Here is a 20,555-nt window from a genome sequence, read left to right as displayed (position 1 = left end):
ACGTTCGCAGAGGCACCCGTCTGGATACCTGTTACTTTGCCTGCTGAGTTCACCGATACAGTCGTATCTGGCTGGCAGCTTTGAGCGAAGAGCCGACCTTTCATTCATGGTGGCTATATGTTTTCATTGTGTTCAATACAACATTCTCGAAGCGCCTTGACTGGCAATACATTAGAGCATCAATGACTATCAAAAATCTATGGATCTAAACCTTCTTGGGTTTATGCCAGTACTACTCCCTGTTGCACTGTCCCCCGGAGCAAGCTTCACTCTTGTTATGAGCGGTGCTCTGGCAGGCGGTCACAAAGGACTGTTCAGGACTCTTGCCGGAACAGCTTTGGGCATTTATACCCACGCAGTTCTCATAGGGTTTGGTATTACCGCTGTGCTCATATCGTCTCCAGCAACTTTTGCTGTGTTGAAATTTTTCGGAACTGCCTATCTGCTCTGGTTAGGAGCGATGCTTATACGCAACGGCATAAGGGCAAACCCAGAAGGGTTTGCTGATACGAAGCATTCGGTGACTTTAAGAGAGGCCTGGATAGCGAATGTATTGAATCCTAAAGCCATCATTTTCTATCTGACAGTCGTTTCGCAGTTCGCAGGGGGGCAGGGAGGTGTTTGGAACTATCTGACACTGGCATCAGTACATGTAGTCGTTATGAGCGTTTGGCTTTACGCTGTTAGCCAAACATTGATCTTTTCAGTAAAAAAAAACAACCCATTAATGCTCAAAAAATACGTCAACATTGCGGGCGGGATGTTGCTAATGGCTTTTTCTCTGCACAGCCTGATCCCGTAATTCATCACCTATAGCGACAACGTCTGCTCTTGGCGCGCTGCGGACGTTCTTGTACAAGAGTCGCAATGCTTCCACCCCCTTTAAGCGGTGCTCCGAACGAATGTTATGGTAAATGGAGTGGGAAATGAGTCACTTATTAGGATGCGTTAAGTCTTTATGGTTACTTGCGGTTATTATGTTGACCGGATGCGTCAACTCACCTGAACTGCCGACAACCGACACCATCGTATCTGTTAAATTTATTGAGAATGGATTTATCGTTAACTCTGCTAGATATAGCTATAAATTTTCCAGAACTCCTGAGGAAAATAAAGAGTATCTCGCGTTTTATGAACAGTTTAAACCGGTTGTGACTGGCATGAAGATTAACTTCGATATTGAAAGAGATAATGTGAAAGCAACGTATTTAGTCATTTTTGATAAGCATAGACTAAGTTCACAACAGTATTCTGAGTTGGTTAATGAGTATCGTGCGAATCAAGTTGATAGTGATCATATGGGAGTCAGGTTCCACGCTAAAGGAAAATGGTCTCTGTCTCATAACGATTATCTGGAAGATAGTGAACCATTGGACAGACCAGTTAATGTATCAATCAATGAAACTCTTTATCTATCCACTATTGAGGAAATAGCTCTTATACCATTGATTCCCATTCTCATTTTTGGGTTGAAACCATGATAACTACCGGGAGTTCGGGCAGGAATGTCAAAGCGATAGCTTAAAACGTATACGTATTATTTTCTCTCCATCACTTTTCAAGGTTGTCCTGTCACATTACGTGATATACCTGATTCGAAGGTGATAATGGATAAAATTCTTCGTCGATTCAAAAAAAACCTACCTATTTTTGAGAGGGGACACATTTTTAATAAAAACTAAATAGTTTATTAAAGTATCTGCTCTTATGTACTAAAGTATTTATGCTTTTAGCCGATACTTGCTAAAAGTGGCGCACGATGAGCATTCTACGGATGGGATAAATGTATATTAAACATGTAGTATCGGCGGCATTCAGACAAAGATAATAACAAGGTGATACTGTCAGAATGAAATTAAGAATTCTGCATTTAGCAATTAACCGCCCCGGGGTGTATCTTGTATCGGTGATGTTAACTATTGTCCTGTGTTACGGACTAGGCTCGGGCATATATTACTATTATCTTCATGAAAAAATTGAAAATTATGCTGATTCAATCCTTTCAAGAAGTGACAGTTTGATTAAGCAGGTTCAGCTGATTGATGGTTTACGTGATGAATTCTCAGTCTATCCCCCTTGCAGTGAACAGTATCTCCATCAACTAAGAAAACGTCTCTGGCCATATCCCCTCATCAAAGATATTGCCTATGTCAGCGATCAGCACGTTGTCTGCTCTGCGCTCTGGGGGACGCTTAGCACTCCACTTTCCTTGAATTTATACAGAAATAAAGTGAACCGCGGAAGTTATGTCTGGGTTTTTGATGCGCAGATTGAAGAAAATATTATCGCAGATGTACTTTATACAAATAACTTTGCCATTACCGTTTCCCCTTTTGCTTTTCAGCGATTCTGGCAAGAAGCAGAACAAATGAATTTTAGCGCTATTGTAGGTGATTTTAATCATAAAAATCATTTTTTTAAAATCGGGAACAAGACAGATTTATTGGAGGCGATTGAACATCACAAAACATATCTATTTAATTACATGACCACTCGCTCTTGTAGCATGTTTGAAGATGTTTGCGTTATTACTGGCACAGAGTTCCCCATTCTCTTCAATAACAACCCTTATATCTTAGCCTTTCTTATTTCCATATCGATTATTATAGGTTTTTTAAATTCTGCACTCTATATAAGTATCACAGGGAAAAATCAGTCTTTACTTTCTCGATTTGAAAGTGCCATTCTCAACAAGGATTTCAATTTCGTTTATCAACCTATTTATAATATTGAAACACATCGTGTTACAGGGGTAGAAGCTCTGATACGCTGGAATGATAGTCACATGGGAAGTATAGGGCCTGATATTTTTATTCCGCTCGCCGAAAAAAATGGGTTGATCAATAAAATAAGTCTTTATGTTGTAGAACATGCTCTCGCTGAGTTTGCACCCATATTGCATCGATACAATATTATTCTGAGTATCAATGTTAACTGTTCGGATATCTGTGATGACACCTTTCGGGCCAAACTTTTCACCACCCTTGAGCGGGAAAAGATCCCGGGCAACCTAATTATGCTTGAGATTACTGAAAGACAAAATGCCAGTATCGAGGAGATAAAAAAGGCAATGCTCTCTTACAAAGACTCTGGTATCCGGTTCGCCCTAGACGACTTCGGAACCGGCTACTCAAATCTTAACTGGCTTTCATTACTTGATGTGGAAGAAATTAAAATTGATAAATCCTTGATTGATTGTATTGGTACTGAACCTTCAGTTAACCCCGTCCTGTCAGGCCTAATCGGAATGTTAAATAAAATGCCGAAATTAGTTGTTTTTGAAGGAGTTGAAACGGAAACACAGTATCGTTTTCTTCTGGACAATATCCCTGACTGCTATGCGCAAGGCTGGTATTTTTCAAAACCCTTGAAATCTGAAGAGATTAGCTCTCTGCTCATGTCGTAAAAAGGGAGTGATTATCATGGTGAAGTGGTCGATACAATCTCTCTCTACAATGAGAATATTTTAGAACCATTAGACGTCTGCTCCGTGAACAGGATGGGAAACTGAGTTGAACTCACAGTGACAAGCGGACGTAATGCCTCATTGATACCAGCAGCAAACTTTAGCTGTTGCGAAGCAGCACTGATAGCACGATTTTACATCAAGTGATAAGGTCAGGTTTCCCATAACCTGATGAGCAGGTAAGTCTGTGAGCATTTCAGAGAAGCATGAGTGGTATAAGGATAACTACCTGGTGAGTACAGACAGGGAAAAACTGGATGTACAGGCTATCCATCGCTATCTGACGAGGTCGACTTGGGCTAAAGGGATTGATCTGTCCACTGTAGGTGCATCAATAGAAAACAGTCTTAATTTCGGCGTTTACCATGATGAAACCCAGATAGGTTTCGCGCGTTTGATAACAGATTACGCTACATTCGCTTATCTTTGTGATGTTTATATTCTTGAGGAATATCAGGGGGAGGGACTGGGGAGATGGGTGATGCAATGCATACATCATCATCCCGTCTTTGAGCAGCTTCGCAGAATCATGTTGTTTACAACAACTGCGCCCTGGCTCTATCAAAAATTTGGGTACGAACCCGTTAATCGGGAAAACTATGCATGGAGTATCACGCGGCCTGATATTTATACCAATGGAAAAAATTCCCGCTGACCTACGCTCATATTCATCTCCAGGCGGGCCAGTTTACTCCTGAGTTTACAGTGTCCGTTCCTGCCACCAATCCGCCCGTTGGATAGAACTCGGGTAGCTATGCTCTCTTGCATTTCTACAGCGACATCAGGATTGATAAACATCTCGTTGGTAAATTCAAGTGCGAGGACAATATCCGCGATCGCTTTTACGCGTTGTGTAAGTTGTCATGCCATTTTGAATCTCTTGGTTGTTTGGGACTGACGTCTACATCGCCACAGTTTTTGCCTATCGCCTTAACCCCCGATTTGATGAATACAACCACCTATCACCAACCTCCGCTCCAGGCACAATGCTCCCTCCTTACCGGAAAATCGCCAGCTCGCTCACCCGCTATACATCGAAAGCGCAGCATTTTAAGATACCACTCAAAACAGTAATGATAATTATTTACATTGATGTGGTATGTTGAATGCGCTTATCGCAGGAGATATTTCTCAGGGCGGAAGATAAGAGTTAGCGCGTGGAAATATCCTGTGGCTGCGTTGAGATGCAGAATCAATACAATTTATGGAGATAAGATGAGAAGAATTTCAGTCCGTTCAGTGCTGTTGGCCTCCACCATTGTGATGTCAACCGCTACAACGGCATACGCCGATAGCCAATGGGAAGCTGCTACCACGACGTTCCCTGGCAGTATCCGTGCCGGGTCACGGGACATTCCTGTTAAGCCTGGCGATAAAACGGTTATAACCATTAAGAGCCTGCAGACGGGCGCAACCGTCACTATGCTGAATGGTGCTGAAGTCCTGACACCGAAACCACTGACCGCCGACGAGAAGGGAAACCTCACTATTCCGCTAACCGTTCCGGCCGATGCCGCTACAGGCCTTCATCCCCTCACCGTTATTACGCAAAATCCCGCGAGCGTTTCGCAGGTCATGTTGAAATTGTCCCAAATTATTCCCCCGAAAAACACTGAGGCTTTCAGGCTGCAAACCCTTCCCGTCGGTGAGCGGGCTTACCAGTCGGCAGTTTCGGCGGACGGGAAGCTGTTCGTGACCTCTGCACGCGGCCCGAAGGATGGTAGCCGTCTGATGAGACTCAACGCCGGAACGCTGGCTGTCGAAGCGGAGGCTATGCTGCCTAAAGACAAAAAGGGTGAGCAGATTGGCGTCTTCGGCATCGGTGTTGATAATGTCCATCATCAAGTCTGGACGACCAACACGCTTGCTGAAACAGTGACTGTTTATGATGCAAAAAACCTTTCCGTTGTAAAAGTTTTCCCGGAGGGGTCGGTCGTACATCCGCGCGATGTGATTATTGATGAAGCCCACAATCGGGCTTATGTCAGCGCAGCGCTGACCGGTTTTATCGAGGTATATGATACCAAAACGCTGGAACATATCGGTCAGATGGAATTCGTGACGAACCGTGGCCGCGACCCGTTTTACAGCACAGATCTTGCCCTGGATAGCGCCGGTGGGAAACTCTACGGCGTCAGCCGCGATACGCCTTGGGTGGGCTGGATTGATCTCAAAACGGGCAAGAGTACAACGGTGAAAATACCTCAGGCGCAAGGCGCAACCGACATCGCACGCGATCCGAAGACCGGCCGTCTTTACGTCGTTTCCCAGGAGACAAACAATGTTGTGGTTCTTGATGCGGACGGCAAGGTTCTCGCGGATACTTACATTGGTGCCGGGGGGGTATCTGTCGTTTGGGATCCTGTGACGTCGCAGGTTTTCGCCGCCACGCGTGCAGGCGGAACTGTTGCTGTTCTGAACAAGGACGGTAAACTGGTCGCGAATATCCCGATGGATGATACGCCAAACCACCTGACCGCTGCGCCTGATGGTGCCGTTTATCTCGTGTCTATGTATGGAACTACCGGGGATAAAACGCAAACAGGTTCAGTGACGAAAATCACCCCGAAAAAATAACGGATTGAGTCCGCTACGTTATTCGCGGGCAGGTCTGCCCGGCATTCTTAACCCCCAGCCGCCTATGGGATGGGGGTATATTCTCGGCATATCTGACCGGTATTCACATCCTCCTACTCGAAACAGCCTGACGTCCATAGCGATCAATCAGCACCCATTTTCAATAAATACGCCGCGTTGCTAGGTCTGCTGCACGATGCCGCCTGTACGCCAGTTTCCAGGCGCTGCTGTGAGCGAGGAGCGGAAGTTCAAAATGGTTCTCTCAGTTGGTAGAGGAATTGCGAACATTGCCGTGTTTTAATCGGCGGGGAATAGGGCACCATTTCCCAGTGAATATCGTCAAGCAGCGAGAATTGCAGAATGCTGACGAAGATGATGTTGGAAAAGTTCTGCATAATCTGATGATACAGCGGCTTTCACGCTTTCCCTTTTTTCCAGTGCAGCTTTCCATAAGGAAGTACGCGGAAGTCCATCAAAAATCGCCTCAGAGACTGATGCATCGATAATGGAGAAGTAACGGAAAATAGGGGCGTAGACCGCATCAACCATACTGAATTCGGCACCAGAGAAATAAGGTCCCACACTCAATTCAGCTTCGATACGTTCAAGCTGCACACGGAACAACGCGCGTTTGCTGTCTGCAATGGCCCGATCGGTCGCGTTTAAAAATTGCCATGCATTTCCTAGCATTGAGGTAGAAAACGCGATCCATGCGCGCTGTCTGGCTCTTACTAATGCATCGTCAGCATACATCGAATCACCGTCTTGCGTTTCATTCAGGTACTCGCAGATCACCATGCTCTCGAAAATAAGCGCATCTTCGCCATTCGCCTGATGCACTTTAAGCAGCGGCACCTTGCCAGTGGGTGACAGAGCAAGAAACCAGTCCGGTTTCGCCGATAAGTCTACATTTACGCGTTCAAATGGCACATTTTTCTCAAGCAGAACTATCGCTGAGCGCTGCACAAAGGGACATAGTGGGTGGCTAATCAGCGTCAGACCATGGGTAGACATCTCAAACTCCAGATAAAATGATAGCCCGCCGTTATAAAAAGGTGGCGGGCTTGATGAAGGGTAAATCTTATTTTGGTAGCTTAGATTGAAACGCCGCCGTCGATGATGATTTCTGAACCCACGGTCCAGGCAGATGCATCAGATGCAAAGTAAAGTACCGCTTGTGCGACTTCCTGAGGCTTACCAAAACGACCTGCTGGAATGGTTGCAACGATATCTTTCATCACTTGATCGTGATATTCCACGGGGATCCCCGCCTTATCGTAAAGCGGTGTATCAACAGGGCCAGGACTTACTGCGTTGATACGGATCCCACGAGAAAGTAACTCGTTAGAAAGTGTTTTCGACATGTTCAGTAACGCTGCTTTGGTTGAGCCATAAACTGAAGAGTTCACGGGTCCCGTGTGAGCATTTATAGAGGTATTAAAGACCACTGATGCAGAGCTTGCGAACACTGGCAGAAGCGCCTGCATGAGGAAGTAAGGACCTTTAACGTTGATATCATAAATGCGATCGAACTGCTCTTCTGTCCATGCCTCAATTGGCATATACAGTGATATACCCGCATTCAGGAAAGCGATATCCAGTTGTCCAAAGTGTTCCTGAACTGTCTGAGCCAGAGCTTTTTGTGCGCTCACATCAGCGGAATCAGCACGCACGACTAACACATCATTACCCAGTTCTACTTTAGCTTTTGCGACAGAATCAGGGTTAACACCCGTAACAATTACGCGTGCACCTTCCGCAACAAACAGCTTCGCCGTTTCAAGACCAATACCACTTGTACCTCCCGTGATCAGTGCGCGTTTACCTTGTAATCTAGCCATATAAAAATCTCCTGTTAGTTTTTACTCCTGACCGGTGAATGACCGATTTGATAGCCACTCTATGCTCATGCTCAGATAGTGATAAGATGGTATTTTTAAATATCTTTCATGCATTAAAAGCATAAATGGGTCTTAGGATGGATAGATTACTTTTGATGACATGCTTTGTCCGTACCGCTGAAACTGGCAGCTTTTCGGCTGCCGGCAGGGGTTTGGGCTTAGGGCAACCGAACGTGAGCCGTCATGTTGCAGCCCTCGAAGAGCATTTGCAGACTCGGTTACTTCACAGAACAACCCGCAAGCTTTCACTGACGCCTGAAGGAGAACGTTATTATCTGGAAGCAAGACGTATTCTGGAAGCCGTCGAAGAGTCCGAGTCTTCTTTCAGGGAAAATGTAACACCCACAGGGCTATTACGCGTTGCTTGCCCCACAGCATTGGCACACACATTCTTAGTCCCGCACATCCCCGATTTTTTAGAACGCTACCCTGAGCTAACACTCGATCTTCAGATTAATGACCGCTATATCAATCTCATTGATGAAGGGGCTGAGCTGGCAATCCGCATTGGACACCTGGAGGACAGTGCTATGCGTGCCCGCAGACTTGGCATGTATGAGCGAGTTTGTGTTGCCAGTAACAAGTACTTAGCTAAACACGGAATCCCTAATACACCAGAGGATTTAAAAAAACATGATTGTTTGATCTATACCTTGCTAACAACGGGCGCGACCTGGAGATTTCAGGATATCAATGTTCCTGTTTCTGGTCGGCTCAGGGTCAATTCACCCGAAGCAGTACAGAAATTTGTCAATGCAGGGATTGGGATCGCACAAGGCCCAGAATGGCTGTTCGAAGAGGGGCTGGAAAATGGCAACTTACAATTATTACTGACTGACTACACGGCATCACCTGTTCCCATTCAAGCCGTTTATGTTGCTAATCGCCTTTTACCAAAACGGGCGATTGTATTCATGGATTTTGTTGCCGATATTTTTGAAAAAAATCCCGGCTTCAAAGTTTACAACGCAATGAAATGAGCCTGAAATAACGAACCGACATGCTTCCCAATAATTAATACAGTGAATAGGATATAGCCATGATCACCATAGAGAAATCAGATCCATTTTCTTCAGATTCCCATCGCTTAATCGAAATGCTGTCAGCGGAGCTTGCCGCTATTACGGGTGATAACGGCAAAAGCAATTTCAACGTTGATGCAATGAATGATGACAACGCATTGTGGGTATTGGCAAAAAATACGTATGGCGAAGTGATAGGATGTGGTGCTGTAAGGCCATTAACGCAAAATATAGCTGAGCTAAAAAGAATGTTTTCAGACCGTAGCGTGCCAGGCATTGGCAAAACATTACTTGCTTATCTGGAAACATCGGCAATAGAGATGGGATATAACGAACTTAGGTTGGAAACACGACATATCAATATTAGGGCCGTCAATTTTTACGAACAAAATGGGTATGTCCGTATTGAGAATTATGGCCCATACATAGGTCGGACAGAGGCCGTCTGTTTATCAAAAGCATTGTGCTAATTGTTGTATCCATCGGTTGAACTCACAGCACGGAGCAGACAGAAGCAAGACGGCCAGGTCCAGTGTGAGCGAAGAGCGGAAGTTGGCAAAACAATACTACCATCACGGTATACCGATCGGCAGGGAGCAGGGCAATCGCCAAACTAATATTTATCGTTTAGCTGCCTTTGATATATCAGCAAGTCCAGTTCGGGTGCCTCCCCAGATACCCGGGTCAGCATTGCATGGACCTGCCCTCTGTGATGGGTTTGATGATTAAACCAGTGAGCCAGAGCAGACCAGATGACCTGCTGCTTAAGTTCTGGTGTTGAAGCCCGCCGGTAGGAGACTATGCCAGCTAAATCGGTTTCTGATAATCCCATGATAAAATCTACGATCTTTTTATCTTCTTCTCTTCGCGCCATTTCCAGACCGGGAAAATCATTGTCGAACAGTATCTGGTCCAGTCGATGCCCTGTTTCAGGTAATGCGTTTAAACGATGTCTCCATATCCTGTCCGTCACTAGCAGGTGATTCAACGTCGCCTCGATAGACCCAAAAAAAGCGCCGCAGTTTTTACGGTAAGCATCTTCTCCAATCTTTCCAACGCTGGAATATAACCGTTCATTCGCCCAGGCGTTGTAGCCGGCTAGAATGTTGAAATGCATGTTGAGTGAACTCATAACTTCATCCATTTAAATGAACAACCGTTTTAATTATAGTTGCGCATTTAGCAGCACAATAAAGATACGTTGACCCGTTCCCTTTTAGTCAACGCTGTGCGGACTCAGTAATGTCCGTTCCTGGCATGAGGACGACCGGAGAGTGGGTGTGCAGGTCCACTTTGAGCTGTGAGTTCAATGGGTCGATGCAACGCTATCCTTAATCAAGGGGGGCATTACCCTGGTCACTCGTCCCACTCTGCAAACTAAATTCCCACAAACTTCAACGCGTTTGGGCGACCGTCACAAAAGTGCCTTGATCCCTACCTAAAACTCATAACACTGTATTTATATACAGTTATCTGCAGGTGAGCAATTATGAGTCATCTTTTTTCGTGCGATCTCAACACCCTCATTGAGTTACCTCTCTTCCTGGAGCGCGTGTCGTGTGGCTTTCCCAGTCCCGCTCAGGACTACGTAGAAGATCGTATCGATCTTAATAAACTGGTGATTAAGCATCCCAGCGCCACGTATTTTATCCGGGTTAGCGGGGAGTCCATGATTGGGGCAGGAATTACTGACGGTGATTTGCTGGTGGTGGATCGCTCTTTAACGCCTGAACACGGCGATATCGTTGTGGCCGCCGTCGCCGGGGAATTTACGGTGAAAGAGCTGCGCGTTCGTCCGATTTTGCAGCTTGTTCCGCGTAACCCGCGCTTTTCTCCCATCATTTTTGACGCCGACGAAGAGCTGCAAATCTTCGGCGTGGTGACTCACACGCTAAAATCGCACAAATATGTTCGCGCTAGTTGATGTCAACAGCTTCTACACCAGCTGTGAAACGGTATTTCGACCGCATCTTCAGGGCAAACCGGTGGACGTGGTTTCGAATAACGATGGCTGCATTATCTCTCGTTCAGAAGATTATGTGGAATTAAAAGTCAAACTAGCAAAGGGGATACTCATCGTTGGCAGGGATTGCTTATACGAATTGCATATCAGTTTTTAGAGCATCAATTGGGAGTTAAGCGGGCTATCCACCTCATTTCTCATTACTGGCTTTGCCATGTAGCCCCGGAGGCGATTGAAGCACAGTGAATAGACCCTGTTCGCGATAGAGTTGGTACATTTACTTAAGCTTCATGTCATTATTATCGCCTGATCATCAAGTATACAAAGTGATCAAGTGTAGTCTAAAAGCGAGCTGGAATATGTTTAATATCAATTAGGTGTCCATCCTCGATGGTGATGTAACCACCTTTCCTTAACTCGGAGAGAGCGTTCATAATGCCTGAGCGCGAGAGACGGGTTTTACTACGAATATAATTTTCCGCTGTAACCGATTTTCTTATCGATTGAGGTTTACTCATCAGTTCATAGAGTTGATAACGAACACGTTCGAAGACAGAAGGGGTAACGAGCTTCATTAATACTTCAGATCCCAGACTAGCGACTAATTGAAGGTGCATGGCATAGGGTCTCCACAGATTATGCTCGGTGAGAAGCGAATACAGCTGCTCTTTGTCTATAATGGCTATCTCAGCAGTTTCAAGTATCCGCATCGTAAACCCGGACTGAGAGGTTTTGTGGACAGGAACAATCCCTCTTAACGATGGAGCTAAAAAAATTTCAATAAGGATATCATAAGGTTGTCGGTTTATCTCTATGCTGCCCTAGAGAATGAAATAACAGTCTGCCTGATTGTTCGCACTGAAACTGATGCGTTTCCCTACCGGGTAAGTATTGTAGTTTAGAAAGGGAGCCAGTGTCTCCATCAGCTCAGTAAGATAGGTCGAATCAAGGCGTTCGGCCTCATGTATATGAGCTCTCTGAATGTCTACATTGTTGCTCATGATTTTTCCCAGATAGTATTAATCAGATTGAATGTACCGCTTCGATGGTTTCAAAGCGGGACAATTTTTATTGTGTATAGCTTACTAAGCCAGAGTTGAACAAGATCTTCTCCCAGAAAAACCACTCCATTTCCACCCTTCAGTATCAGAGGGATGCAGGGATAGTATTCGGGCCGCTCTTCATCCATCACCTCCTCTGCACCTTTTTTTGGAAAGATACTGAAATCAAACTGTTCCTGATATCACTTTTCAAAATCCCTATCCGAGCGCAGAACGATAGCATTTTTGTTAGCCCCATGGGCTGTAATGTTAACTCTCTGAAAAGTATACATTTTTAAACTTTCCGATGTGGATACAAGAAGAGTATAGATCAAAAATGAAACAGCTATGATCATCACTCCGTACATATTTGGACTGAATAAAAAGAGACGAAACTATCGACTCGATTGATAATGACTCCACCAAAATTGGTAATGAAACCGTTTAATTATTTACGCAGGTAACAATATCGCTATCTGAGAAAGTAAATAGTAAATATCTGCAACCATCAGAAAGTTAATGGAGATTTGAATGAAAGTAATCACAGTGTTTTCCGCTGGACTGTTTTTGACCTTAAACTTGGCCACCATGCCCTATGCGGCGGCAACAAACACTATTACCTTTAACGGTAAAATTACAGACGCGACATGCGACGTATCACTTGAATATAAAGGTGCTGAAGTTGGTACAGCGGGTACCGGGGCAATCACGCTTGATGAAGTGTCAAAAACAACGCTGACCGCTGCTAATTCATCAGCCGGGCAAGAACCATTCTATATTGTTGCAAAAAATTGTACCCTGGGGACACCTGCTAAAACAAAAATAGCCGCCAACTTTAAGAGTACTAACGGTGATAATCAGGGATATCTGAATAACACAGCGTCTACAGGCGCTGCAAGTAATGTGCAATTTAGACTGCTTGATTCAGGCCGTGAGGTTATTAAGGTTAATGACCCAAACCAGTCTAGTACGACCGCATTTACAGATATCAGCACTGATGAAGCGGGTGACACAAAAATGCTCTATTTTGTAGAGTATTTTTCATCCTTGGGTGGTGCCACTGGCGGAGCCGTCACCAGTACTGTGGACTATGAGTTGATGTATCAATAATAAATCGTCAATTATTTCCCTGATCAAATATTAGGTATCCTACATATGAGTTTTTTCAGTAAAAAGAGTGGGGGCATATTCCTCGTGCTCAGTATTGGCATGGTAACAAGCCAATCAATCTATGCAAGTATTGTCATGGATGGAACCAGAGTCATTTATCAGGGAGATAAGAAAGAAGTCACTATTAGTCTGACGAATAAGAATCAAAGGCCAGTATTAATCCAGAGCTGGATTGATACTGGCAATGAAAATACAACACCTGAGAAAATCTCGGTCCCGTTCGTTTTGACGCCGCCGATTAACCGTGTTGACCCAAATCAGGGACAAACGATTCGTATCAGTTATACGGGTACCCCAGCCTTACCAGCGGACAAGGAATCTGTGTACTGGCTTAACGTTCTTGAAGTTCCTGCGAAAGATAAAAGCAGTGCTGACGCACAGCAAAAGTTGAATGTTGTTTTTCGTACAAGAATTAAATTGTTTTATCGTCCTGAGGGACTACCGGGTAACAGTAATGATGCTCCTGACGAATTGCACTGGCGACTGAATGGTCAAAACGTCTCGGTGCAAAACAGTTCTAAATACAACGTTACGATTTTTGATGTTAAGTATAAATTCAACGGCGTGTCTTCTGAATCAAAGGGCTCAATGATAGCACCCGGTGGGTCGAAACAGTTCACATTAAAGAACTCTGGGAATATAGACGGTTTATCGTTTAATACCATTAATGACTATGGAGCACTCATTAGTCATAAAGCGAAAAATTAATGTTATGGGGCGACAATGTTTAAAAATAGCGGTTTCTTTTCTTTTTTCTGTTTTTCTTGCTTTATAACTTTTATTGTTTCTGCTCCGTTCGGAGTCAGTGCAAATGAGCCAAATAAATCTACAGAGAAAGAAACCAATTCCTCATCTACAGGTAGTGCTGCAGAATTTGATACTGGCCTGTTACGGCAGGAAGGGAAGAATCAAATCGATGTCAGCCGTTTTACCTATGGTTCGAATGCAACGCCGGGGAAATATCGTATTGACATCCTTGTTAACGACAATCTGGTGTCACACGAAGAGGTAACATTTAAAGAAGATGAGGAACACAAAGTCGCCCCCTGTTTGACTCCTGATATGATTAAGTTGATTAATTTAAATATTGAAAAAATACCTTTTTCCGCGCGAAAAGGGTTGACTGAGTTGGCTGTATGCACCGATCTCGCTAGTCTGCTTCCGGACGCTACAGTTAATTTTGATGCAGATAAACAGCAGCTCAGTATTGAGGTTCCTCAGATTTATTTGCAGCATATCGCACGAGGTAATATAGACCCGGCGCTTTGGGACAGCGGCATCCCTGCGCTCATGCTCGGTTATTACATGAACGGATATGAGTCGCGTTACAGTGATGCTGAAACGTCTCGTACTTTCTATTCATCCCTCAATGCGGGATTAAATATTGGGAAATGGTATTTTCGTCACAGTGGCTCTTTTAACTGGGATCAATCTACGGGTGGCGACTACCAAAGCACAAATACCTATGTGCAAAGAGATACTGAGTTTGTTCGAGGTCATCTTTATCTGGGGCAATATTACACCTCAGGTCAAATGTTTAATTCCGTGTCCTATACCGGTGCACAACTGGCGAGCGACGACCGTATGTTACCCGCCTCTCAGCGAGGTTATGCTCCTGAAATTAGAGGAATCGCCAAAACAAACGCTAAGGTCACTGTACGCCAGTCGGGGAATATTCTCTATCAGACTACTGTTTCGCCAGGTGCTTTCCTGATCGATGATCTTGGGCCTACCGGTTACGGTGGTGACCTGGAGGTCACAATCGAAGAAGCGGATGGCAGCTCTCAGCAATACACCATCCCATATTCTTCCCTGGCGCAATCACTGCGTCCGGGAGCACAGCAGTTCACTGCCACAGCGGGAAAGCTGCGGGATTACAGCTCGTCCGAAAAACCGATGTTTTACGAGACAACCTTCATGCGTGGGTTAACCAATATCCTGACCGCTTATACGGGTGCGCAATACAGCCAGAATTATCAGGCCGGGCTGATTGGTTTAGCTGTTGGAACGCCGGCTGGGGCCGTGAGCGCAGACGTGACGCAATCAAGAAGTCATCTGGGAGGAGAGATCGGGGAATTAAGCGGACAAAGCTATCGTTTAAGTTACAGCAAACTGATCAACGAAACGAATAGTAACATAACGATTGCAGCCTATCGCTACTCCAGCTCCGGCTATATGGATTTACAAACCGCCACTCAGACTCGCGATGCGATCAGTCATGATGACGATCCGAATACCGTATGGCGTTCAAAAAATCAGTTTTCAATAAGCCTTAATCAGGGATTACCCCTTAATCTTGGCAATCTTTATGTCAGTGCTTCCATGCAGGACTATTGGAATAACGGTACGGGCTATAACACCCAGTATCAGGTGGGGTACTCCAACAGCTACAAATGGCTTAATTACAGTATCAATGCCAGTCGGAACAAAGCGGGCAATGGCCAGGACCAAACAACCTGGTATCTGACCCTGTCAATGCCGTTGTGGCCAGGTCATGGTGGTGCGACGCCGTATGTCAGCATGCGTTATAACCAGGACAGCGATGGCGGCCGTGGCGAGCAGGCGAACCTGTCCGGCTCATTTGGCGGTGATAATCAGTACAACTATAACGTGAGCGGTTCACACGATAACTATTCTGGTAGCTCCGGCAGTGTCAGTGGTTCCTGGGAAGGGAGTAAGGCGACGGTCAATGGGAGTTACAGCACCGGAAACGGCTATAGCAGCACTGCCGTTGGGATGTCTGGTGGGGTTGTTGCACACTCAGGCGGGGTGACGTTCTCGCCGTACAACAGCGATAACTATGCCCTGATTGAAGCCAAAGGCGCCGAAGGGGCCAAAGTGTCGGGCTATGCGGGCGCCACTGTAGATTCATCAGGCTATGCGTTGTCTCCCTCCCTCGTGCCTTATCAGCAAAACCGGGTGGCCGTTAACCCGGAAGGTTCAGACTTAGGCGTAGAGTTTGAAAAAACGGCTCAGGAAGTGGTTCCACGTGCTGGCTCCGTCGTAAAAGTGGAATTTAAAACCCATACCGGTACACCGCTGCTCATTACGTCAACCTGGAAAGGTGAGCCCTTACCGTTCGGGGCGGATATTTTTGACGATGAGAATACCCATATTGGTGCGGTGTCGCAGGGTGGGGTTATTTATACCAAAGTGAGCAAAGATAAAGGGACGTTGACCATCAAATGGGGTGAGGCCGAACAGAGCCAATGTCAGGTGGCTTATCAGTTAAACCCGACTGCATCCGCTGGAAAGGATAAAAACACTATCCAGCACTTTATCAGTGTTTGCCAATAGGTATGATCATGTCTTTTTTAAAGTTAATTATTTTCCTTTTTTGTTTCTCTCTTTTTTCTGAATGTGCGAATGCAACTAACTGCGAACCGGCTACGTCAGCGGAAAATCATTTTGACCAATGGTCTGCAATTCATAGTGATTTTGAACTGCAGGCATCTAACATAACAATGACACTGGGTGGAAACATTCCTGACTGGACCATCCTTTATACTGCCGAGGCAAACATTGGTATGTCTGCAAGCACTTGCGATGGCGACCATAACTTGTACTATACCCTTCTTAGTTCAGCTCAAGCAGTGGGCCAACAAGGAAGCGATGTTATTTATAGTACTGATGTTCCTGGTGTCGGTATATCAATCGAAGCTACCGCTGTTAGTAATGGTGCTGTGAAGGTATACCCATCGGTTGTTTACTATACTCGGGGGGATGTAGGCTATGGCTTTTGGGCGAGAATAAAGTTTTGGAAAATTCCCGGAGAGATACCCATGAACAAAGGGCCTATTACTGTTACCGGCCCCGATGCTGCCATTGTATATATGAATAACGGTGCTAACTTCACGAGTTCTGCACCGGATAGAATAACGAATGACGGAAAGGCTTATATCAGCAGTTCCAGAATATTAAAGTTGACAATGATGTTTCAACCAGGAACCTGTAATGTTGAAGGTGATAATGTCAAAGTAAATATGGGTGACTATGGTGGCGCGGGTAGTCATTCTGACTGGAAAGATGCAAGTTTTAAATTAGTGTGTCCTGACGGCATGGGATATAATGGGAGCGCATCATCAAGCGATCCCTATGACAACCCTTATTCTCTTTCTCCTAACGCGAGTACCACTGCTAATAATAAAAAAAATGGGCGCGTCGTAATTAGTATTGCTCCTTACACCGAAGTCATTGACGCCAATAAAGGCATCATTGCCCTCGATGGCACGGGTGCGCAAGGCTACGGCATTCAGTTAGCATGGGGCGACTTCAGTAGCCAAAACGACGTCGAACCTGTAAACCCTGTCGTGTTAAACAGCTATGTCGATGCCAACTCGCTTAACTCGAGCTTCGGCGCAGGCGATACGCCCATCGGCGGGAACGCCTTTAGCGGGACAGATAATACGATCAAAATGGCGGCTCGTTATATTCGCACCACCGGAGAAACGGCTCCAGGCCCTGCTAACGCCGTGGTACAGGTGATAGCGAACTATGAATGATCTCTTTATACGAAAATGTAGCCTCATTTTCCTGGCATTATGCTTGCGGGTGCCAGATGCATTTTCTAAAGACATATCCTGTACCTAATCAAATGATCCATGGGCAAGTATTAACTGCACGCTTGAATTAACCCCTTCCGGAGTGAATATCACCCTGGGTTCGGCTATACCTGATTATACGGTTATCTATATGCAGGATAACGTCACGCTGGGGCAAGACCTCGCTACCTGCGACAGGAGCATTTATCTCTATGAAACCATCCTGGATCAGGGGCTGCTGCCAGTAAATACCATCGCTGGCGATCGCATCTATCCGACAGATATTCCAGGTATTGGGATGTCTGTCTTTAGTACTGATATAGCCACCTCGCTCCCCGTGTTTCCCAGCTTAGCCATGAGTGGCTGGGTTAGTGCCCATACGGGTGAATATATAATGGGAAAAATTAAATTCCGGAAAATCCCGGGTGATATTCCTATGCAGTCCGGGGTATTGTCGGTAAACGGTCCTGTTGTTGGGCAGGTATTGAACAATCCCCATATACTTTTATTAGCGCCGATGGCAGCACCGACAGGATCTATGCAAATGGACAATATTACATTGCGAGTTCCCGAAAATTACATGCCACGTTAATTTTTAAACCAGGAACTTGTGAAATACAGGGCAGTGATGTCGTTGTTAACATGGGTGAGCATCTGGGTGTCAATGACCAAAGTTCATCATGGAAAGATGCCAGTTTCAGATTAATTTGTCCGGATGCCCATGGCTACGGGGGCGTCACGGCGATGAATAACGCCGGACAGTCGCCATTTGGCCCTGGCCCAGAGACGTCACCAAACAACCCGCAAAATGGGCGAGTGAAACTGGCTATTTTACCCTACACCGCCATTGTTGATACAAGAAGAGGCATTATCGCTCTCGGCGGAACCGGTGCGACGGGCTATGGGATCCAACTTGCCTGGGGTGATTATCTGTCACAAGCAGAGACTGAACCTGATAAACCGGTACATTGTGGCACTTCACAATCCGTTTATGTCAGTGAATTGAACGCTCACACCCATTGATGGCAATGCCTTTACCGGCAATGACAATACCATCCAGATGGCAGCCCGATATGTTCGGACAGACGGTGACGTCAACCCTGGGCCTGCATGCGCATCGGTTGAGGTTATCGCTAACTATGAATGAGTTATTTAGCGACAGGGAGATCTGAATAACGCGTTGTGTAGCAGGGAGAAAGCATTTCTCGCTTCATTACCCAGCTTTTTTGCGCACCCTGACCGGCAAACCAGACTGAACCGCGACCCGTACGATTAAGCCGATCCACGACCTGCATGAGGGCGCTGCTGTTCGCTTGCGGCTGGTGTTCATCAAACAGGTTTAATTGCGCCACTCCCTGACTGAAAAAATCACTCAACATCACACCCGCCTTCATATAGCGATGTCCATTGTCCCAAATCTGGTTCAGTGCTTCTGTCGCCACGCGGATAATGTCCCTCGTGTCGTTAGACGGCGTCATCAGCCTACCGTATGCCTGATTTCCATAGGAAACTTCATCCTGTGCATGAGGACTGGTGCGGATAAACACACTGATAAAGCGACAAAATTGTTTCTCCTGCCTCAGCTTTTCGGCAGCCCGTTCGGCGTAGGTGCAGATGGCCTGGTGCATATCATTGTATTCAGTGATGCGCTTACCGAAGGAACGGCTGCAGATGATTTGCTGTTTGGTTGGAGAGAACTGCTCCAGCCCCAGACATTTCTCTCCGCGCAGTTCCCGCGAGGTTCTTTCCAGTACAACGTTGAAATGTTTTCGTAGAACCCAACTGGAACACTCCGCCAGGTGCAGGGCAGTTTCAATCCCCATCAGATTCAGTTTTTTGCTGATCCGACGCCCGACGCCCCAGACCTCGCTAACGGGAACCAGCGCCAGCAGCTTGCGCTGGCGATCAACGTTCGACAAATCCACCACGCCACCCGTTTGCTTCCAGGTCTTTGCCGCATGGTTAGCTAGCTTGGCCAACGTCTTTGTGGGGGCAATCCCCACGCCAACCGTCAGGCCGGTTTCCTTAAGCAGGCGCTGGCGAATTTCTTGCCCGAACTGCTCCAGGCCAACGCAGTTGCTGATGCCAGTCAGATCAAGAAAGGCCTCATCAATCGAGTAAATTTCCGCTCGGGGTGCCATCTCTTCAAGAATGGTCATCACCCGACGGCTCATATCGGCATACAGCGCATAATTAGAGCTAAAAACCTGTACCTTTTGGCGCTTCAGCTCCTCTTTCAACTGGAAATAAGGAACCGCCATGCTGATACCCAATGCTTTTGCCTCTGCTGAACGTGAAATGATACAGCCATCGTTATTTGAAACGACGACGACGGGTTTGCCCTGGAGGTCGGGGCGAAAAACGGTCTCGCAGGAGGTGTAAAAGCTGTTGACATCAACGAGCGCGAACATGTCTGTGGTCTTTCAGGGTAAACGTGACGACGCCGAAAATTTCCAGTTCCTCTTCTGCCCCAAAAACGACAGGAGCATAGCCTGCATTACGAGGCATGAGCTGAAGACGTGGATAAGTCTGGAGCTCTTTCACGGTGAATTCGCCTCCTACCGCGGCGATAACGATATCACCATGAACAGCAGATAATGATCGGTCTACAACCAGCAAGTCTCCGTGACTGATGCCAGCGCCTGTCATCGAATCACCACTGACTCGAACAAAATAAGTTGCACTAGGGTGTTTAACAACCAGTTTGTTCAGATCAAGGTTATCCTCGACATAGTCCTGGGCTGGGCTTGGGAACCCACAAGGGACACGTTCCATAAACAACGGAAGCAATAGCGTGGAATCGGGTTGATGAGAGGAAATGAACTGCATAATAGAGGACTCATTTAACTGTGTTTATATACAGTATCAGTGATCA

General features: G+C 45.9%; 20 protein-coding genes and 1 pseudogene. 15 read left to right on the top strand and 6 right to left on the bottom strand.

Annotated elements, in window-relative coordinates; translation table 11 throughout:
* The first annotated feature begins 199 nt into the window (after positions 1-199).
* From AC0LWE_RS03445 to AC0LWE_RS03425, 5 genes are all read left to right on the top strand, one after another.
* A complete protein-coding gene (locus AC0LWE_RS03445) occupies positions 200-802 on the top strand; it encodes a LysE family translocator (protein ID WP_219346632.1) in 603 nt (200 codons plus the stop codon).
* Between the two features lie 124 nt (positions 803-926).
* Positions 927-1,481 carry a hypothetical protein gene (locus AC0LWE_RS03440; protein ID WP_202666840.1) on the top strand — a complete coding sequence of 185 codons (555 nt, stop codon included), beginning with the start codon at positions 927-929 and terminating at the stop codon, positions 1,479-1,481.
* 368 nt (positions 1,482-1,849) lie between these two features.
* Positions 1,850-3,406, top strand: a complete 1,557-nt coding sequence (locus AC0LWE_RS03435; protein WP_234593200.1) for an EAL domain-containing protein — start codon at positions 1,850-1,852, stop codon at positions 3,404-3,406.
* A gap of 247 nt (positions 3,407-3,653) precedes the next feature.
* A complete protein-coding gene (locus AC0LWE_RS03430) occupies positions 3,654-4,121 on the top strand; it encodes a GNAT family N-acetyltransferase (protein ID WP_219346630.1) in 468 nt (155 codons plus the stop codon).
* 560 nt (positions 4,122-4,681) lie between these two features.
* On the top strand, positions 4,682-6,043 hold the full coding sequence (locus AC0LWE_RS03425) for a YncE family protein (protein WP_202666837.1): 1,362 nt from the start codon (positions 4,682-4,684) through the stop codon (positions 6,041-6,043).
* Positions 6,044-6,382: 339 nt separating this feature from the next.
* Here AC0LWE_RS03425 and AC0LWE_RS03420 read toward each other — a convergent pair whose 3' ends face one another.
* Both AC0LWE_RS03420 and AC0LWE_RS03415 read right to left on the bottom strand, forming a co-directional pair.
* Entirely contained in the window at positions 6,383-7,057 is a 675-nt protein-coding gene (locus AC0LWE_RS03420; RefSeq protein ID WP_219346629.1) for a glutathione S-transferase family protein, read from the bottom strand.
* An 80-nt stretch (positions 7,058-7,137) separates the two neighbouring features.
* Positions 7,138-7,884: an SDR family oxidoreductase gene (locus tag AC0LWE_RS03415; protein WP_219346628.1), complete on the bottom strand. Its 747-nt coding sequence runs from the start codon at positions 7,882-7,884 to the stop codon at positions 7,138-7,140.
* A 137-nt stretch (positions 7,885-8,021) separates the two neighbouring features.
* Here AC0LWE_RS03415 and AC0LWE_RS03410 point away from each other — a divergent pair, with 137 nt between their 5' ends.
* Both AC0LWE_RS03410 and AC0LWE_RS03405 read left to right on the top strand, forming a co-directional pair.
* Positions 8,022-8,924, top strand: coding sequence for a LysR family transcriptional regulator (locus AC0LWE_RS03410; protein ID WP_202693502.1), 903 nt, complete (start codon positions 8,022-8,024; stop codon positions 8,922-8,924).
* Positions 8,925-8,983: 59 nt separating this feature from the next.
* Complete coding sequence (locus tag AC0LWE_RS03405; protein WP_202693501.1) at positions 8,984-9,436, top strand: GNAT family N-acetyltransferase; 453 nt, start codon at positions 8,984-8,986, stop codon at positions 9,434-9,436.
* 143 nt (positions 9,437-9,579) lie between these two features.
* On the opposite strand, the gene AC0LWE_RS03400 is transcribed toward AC0LWE_RS03405, so the two are convergent.
* The gene (locus AC0LWE_RS03400) at positions 9,580-10,098 is read right to left on the bottom strand and encodes a DinB family protein (RefSeq protein ID WP_234593206.1); all 519 of its coding nucleotides are present in this window, start codon (positions 10,096-10,098) and stop codon (positions 9,580-9,582) included.
* A gap of 357 nt (positions 10,099-10,455) precedes the next feature.
* On the opposite strand from AC0LWE_RS03400, the gene umuD (AC0LWE_RS03395) reads away from it, so the two are divergent.
* Together umuD (AC0LWE_RS03395) and AC0LWE_RS03390 are read left to right on the top strand one after the other, a co-directional pair.
* Positions 10,456-10,890: a translesion error-prone DNA polymerase V autoproteolytic subunit gene (umuD, locus tag AC0LWE_RS03395; RefSeq protein WP_202665444.1), complete on the top strand. Its 435-nt coding sequence runs from the start codon at positions 10,456-10,458 to the stop codon at positions 10,888-10,890.
* Positions 10,874-11,032, top strand: a pseudogene (locus tag AC0LWE_RS03390) (Y-family DNA polymerase); the annotation flags it as partial. The gene umuD (AC0LWE_RS03395) and the pseudogene AC0LWE_RS03390, both read left to right, overlap by 17 nt.
* 238 nt (positions 11,033-11,270) lie before the next feature.
* Here the strand turns inward: AC0LWE_RS03390 and AC0LWE_RS03385 are convergent.
* Positions 11,271-11,639, bottom strand: a complete 369-nt coding sequence (locus AC0LWE_RS03385) for a helix-turn-helix domain-containing protein (RefSeq protein WP_202666831.1) — start codon at positions 11,637-11,639, stop codon at positions 11,271-11,273.
* 861 nt (positions 11,640-12,500) lie between these two features.
* Between AC0LWE_RS03385 and AC0LWE_RS03380 the strand changes: the two genes are divergently transcribed.
* From AC0LWE_RS03380 to AC0LWE_RS03355, 6 genes are all read left to right on the top strand, one after another.
* The gene (locus tag AC0LWE_RS03380; protein ID WP_202693497.1) at positions 12,501-13,079 is read left to right on the top strand and encodes a fimbrial protein; all 579 of its coding nucleotides are present in this window, start codon (positions 12,501-12,503) and stop codon (positions 13,077-13,079) included.
* 45 nt (positions 13,080-13,124) lie between these two features.
* Positions 13,125-13,847, top strand: coding sequence for a fimbria/pilus periplasmic chaperone (locus AC0LWE_RS03375; RefSeq protein ID WP_059178773.1), 723 nt, complete (start codon positions 13,125-13,127; stop codon positions 13,845-13,847).
* A 15-nt stretch (positions 13,848-13,862) separates the two neighbouring features.
* Positions 13,863-16,436 carry a fimbria/pilus outer membrane usher protein gene (locus AC0LWE_RS03370; protein WP_219346626.1) on the top strand — a complete coding sequence of 858 codons (2,574 nt, stop codon included), beginning with the start codon at positions 13,863-13,865 and terminating at the stop codon, positions 16,434-16,436.
* An 8-nt stretch (positions 16,437-16,444) separates the two neighbouring features.
* Positions 16,445-17,641 carry a fimbrial protein gene (locus tag AC0LWE_RS03365; RefSeq protein ID WP_219346625.1) on the top strand — a complete coding sequence of 399 codons (1,197 nt, stop codon included), beginning with the start codon at positions 16,445-16,447 and terminating at the stop codon, positions 17,639-17,641.
* A 190-nt stretch (positions 17,642-17,831) separates the two neighbouring features.
* On the top strand, positions 17,832-18,272 hold the full coding sequence (locus AC0LWE_RS03360) for a hypothetical protein (protein WP_059178776.1): 441 nt from the start codon (positions 17,832-17,834) through the stop codon (positions 18,270-18,272).
* Between the two features lie 50 nt (positions 18,273-18,322).
* Positions 18,323-18,703 (top strand): hypothetical protein, encoded by a 381-nt coding sequence (locus AC0LWE_RS03355; RefSeq protein WP_219346624.1) that lies wholly within the window; start codon positions 18,323-18,325, stop codon positions 18,701-18,703.
* A 125-nt stretch (positions 18,704-18,828) separates the two neighbouring features.
* Here AC0LWE_RS03355 and umuC read toward each other — a convergent pair whose 3' ends face one another.
* Together umuC and umuD (AC0LWE_RS03345) are read right to left on the bottom strand one after the other, a co-directional pair.
* Positions 18,829-20,091, bottom strand: a complete 1,263-nt coding sequence (umuC, locus tag AC0LWE_RS03350) for a translesion error-prone DNA polymerase V subunit UmuC (protein ID WP_219346623.1) — start codon at positions 20,089-20,091, stop codon at positions 18,829-18,831.
* Positions 20,075-20,509: a translesion error-prone DNA polymerase V autoproteolytic subunit gene (gene umuD / locus AC0LWE_RS03345; RefSeq protein WP_202666825.1), complete on the bottom strand. Its 435-nt coding sequence runs from the start codon at positions 20,507-20,509 to the stop codon at positions 20,075-20,077. Before umuD (AC0LWE_RS03345) ends, umuC begins: the two co-directional genes overlap by 17 nt.
* Positions 20,510-20,555: the final 46 nt, after the last annotated feature.

It is taken from the genome of Lelliottia sp. RD5 (assembly GCF_056032945.1).
Note: the sequence above shows the minus strand (reverse complement) of the source record. Positions and strands in the feature narration are given on the sequence as shown.

Coding starts and splice junctions, on each gene's coding strand:
- AC0LWE_RS03435 (WP_234593200.1), top strand. CDS start 1,850: ATGAAATTAAGAATTCTGCATTTAGCAATTAACCGCCCCGGGGTGTAT.
- AC0LWE_RS03365 (WP_219346625.1), top strand. CDS start 16,445: ATGTCTTTTTTAAAGTTAATTATTTTCCTTTTTTGTTTCTCTCTTTTT.
- AC0LWE_RS03360 (WP_059178776.1), top strand. CDS start 17,832: ATGCAGGATAACGTCACGCTGGGGCAAGACCTCGCTACCTGCGACAGG.
- AC0LWE_RS03370 (WP_219346626.1), top strand. CDS start 13,863: ATGTTTAAAAATAGCGGTTTCTTTTCTTTTTTCTGTTTTTCTTGCTTT.
- AC0LWE_RS03380 (WP_202693497.1), top strand. CDS start 12,501: ATGAAAGTAATCACAGTGTTTTCCGCTGGACTGTTTTTGACCTTAAAC.
- AC0LWE_RS03375 (WP_059178773.1), top strand. CDS start 13,125: ATGAGTTTTTTCAGTAAAAAGAGTGGGGGCATATTCCTCGTGCTCAGT.
- AC0LWE_RS03405 (WP_202693501.1), top strand. CDS start 8,984: ATGATCACCATAGAGAAATCAGATCCATTTTCTTCAGATTCCCATCGC.
- AC0LWE_RS03420 (WP_219346629.1), bottom strand. CDS start 7,057: ATGTCTACCCATGGTCTGACGCTGATTAGCCACCCACTATGTCCCTTT.
- AC0LWE_RS03415 (WP_219346628.1), bottom strand. CDS start 7,884: ATGGCTAGATTACAAGGTAAACGCGCACTGATCACGGGAGGTACAAGT.
- umuC (WP_219346623.1), bottom strand. CDS start 20,091: ATGTTCGCGCTCGTTGATGTCAACAGCTTTTACACCTCCTGCGAGACC.
- AC0LWE_RS03400 (WP_234593206.1), bottom strand. CDS start 10,098: ATGAGTTCACTCAACATGCATTTCAACATTCTAGCCGGCTACAACGCC.
- AC0LWE_RS03445 (WP_219346632.1), top strand. CDS start 200: ATGGATCTAAACCTTCTTGGGTTTATGCCAGTACTACTCCCTGTTGCA.
- AC0LWE_RS03355 (WP_219346624.1), top strand. CDS start 18,323: ATGGGTGAGCATCTGGGTGTCAATGACCAAAGTTCATCATGGAAAGAT.
- umuD (WP_202666825.1), bottom strand. CDS start 20,509: ATGCAGTTCATTTCCTCTCATCAACCCGATTCCACGCTATTGCTTCCG.
- AC0LWE_RS03440 (WP_202666840.1), top strand. CDS start 927: ATGAGTCACTTATTAGGATGCGTTAAGTCTTTATGGTTACTTGCGGTT.
- AC0LWE_RS03410 (WP_202693502.1), top strand. CDS start 8,022: ATGGATAGATTACTTTTGATGACATGCTTTGTCCGTACCGCTGAAACT.
- umuD (WP_202665444.1), top strand. CDS start 10,456: ATGAGTCATCTTTTTTCGTGCGATCTCAACACCCTCATTGAGTTACCT.
- AC0LWE_RS03385 (WP_202666831.1), bottom strand. CDS start 11,639: ATGCGGATACTTGAAACTGCTGAGATAGCCATTATAGACAAAGAGCAG.
- AC0LWE_RS03425 (WP_202666837.1), top strand. CDS start 4,682: ATGAGAAGAATTTCAGTCCGTTCAGTGCTGTTGGCCTCCACCATTGTG.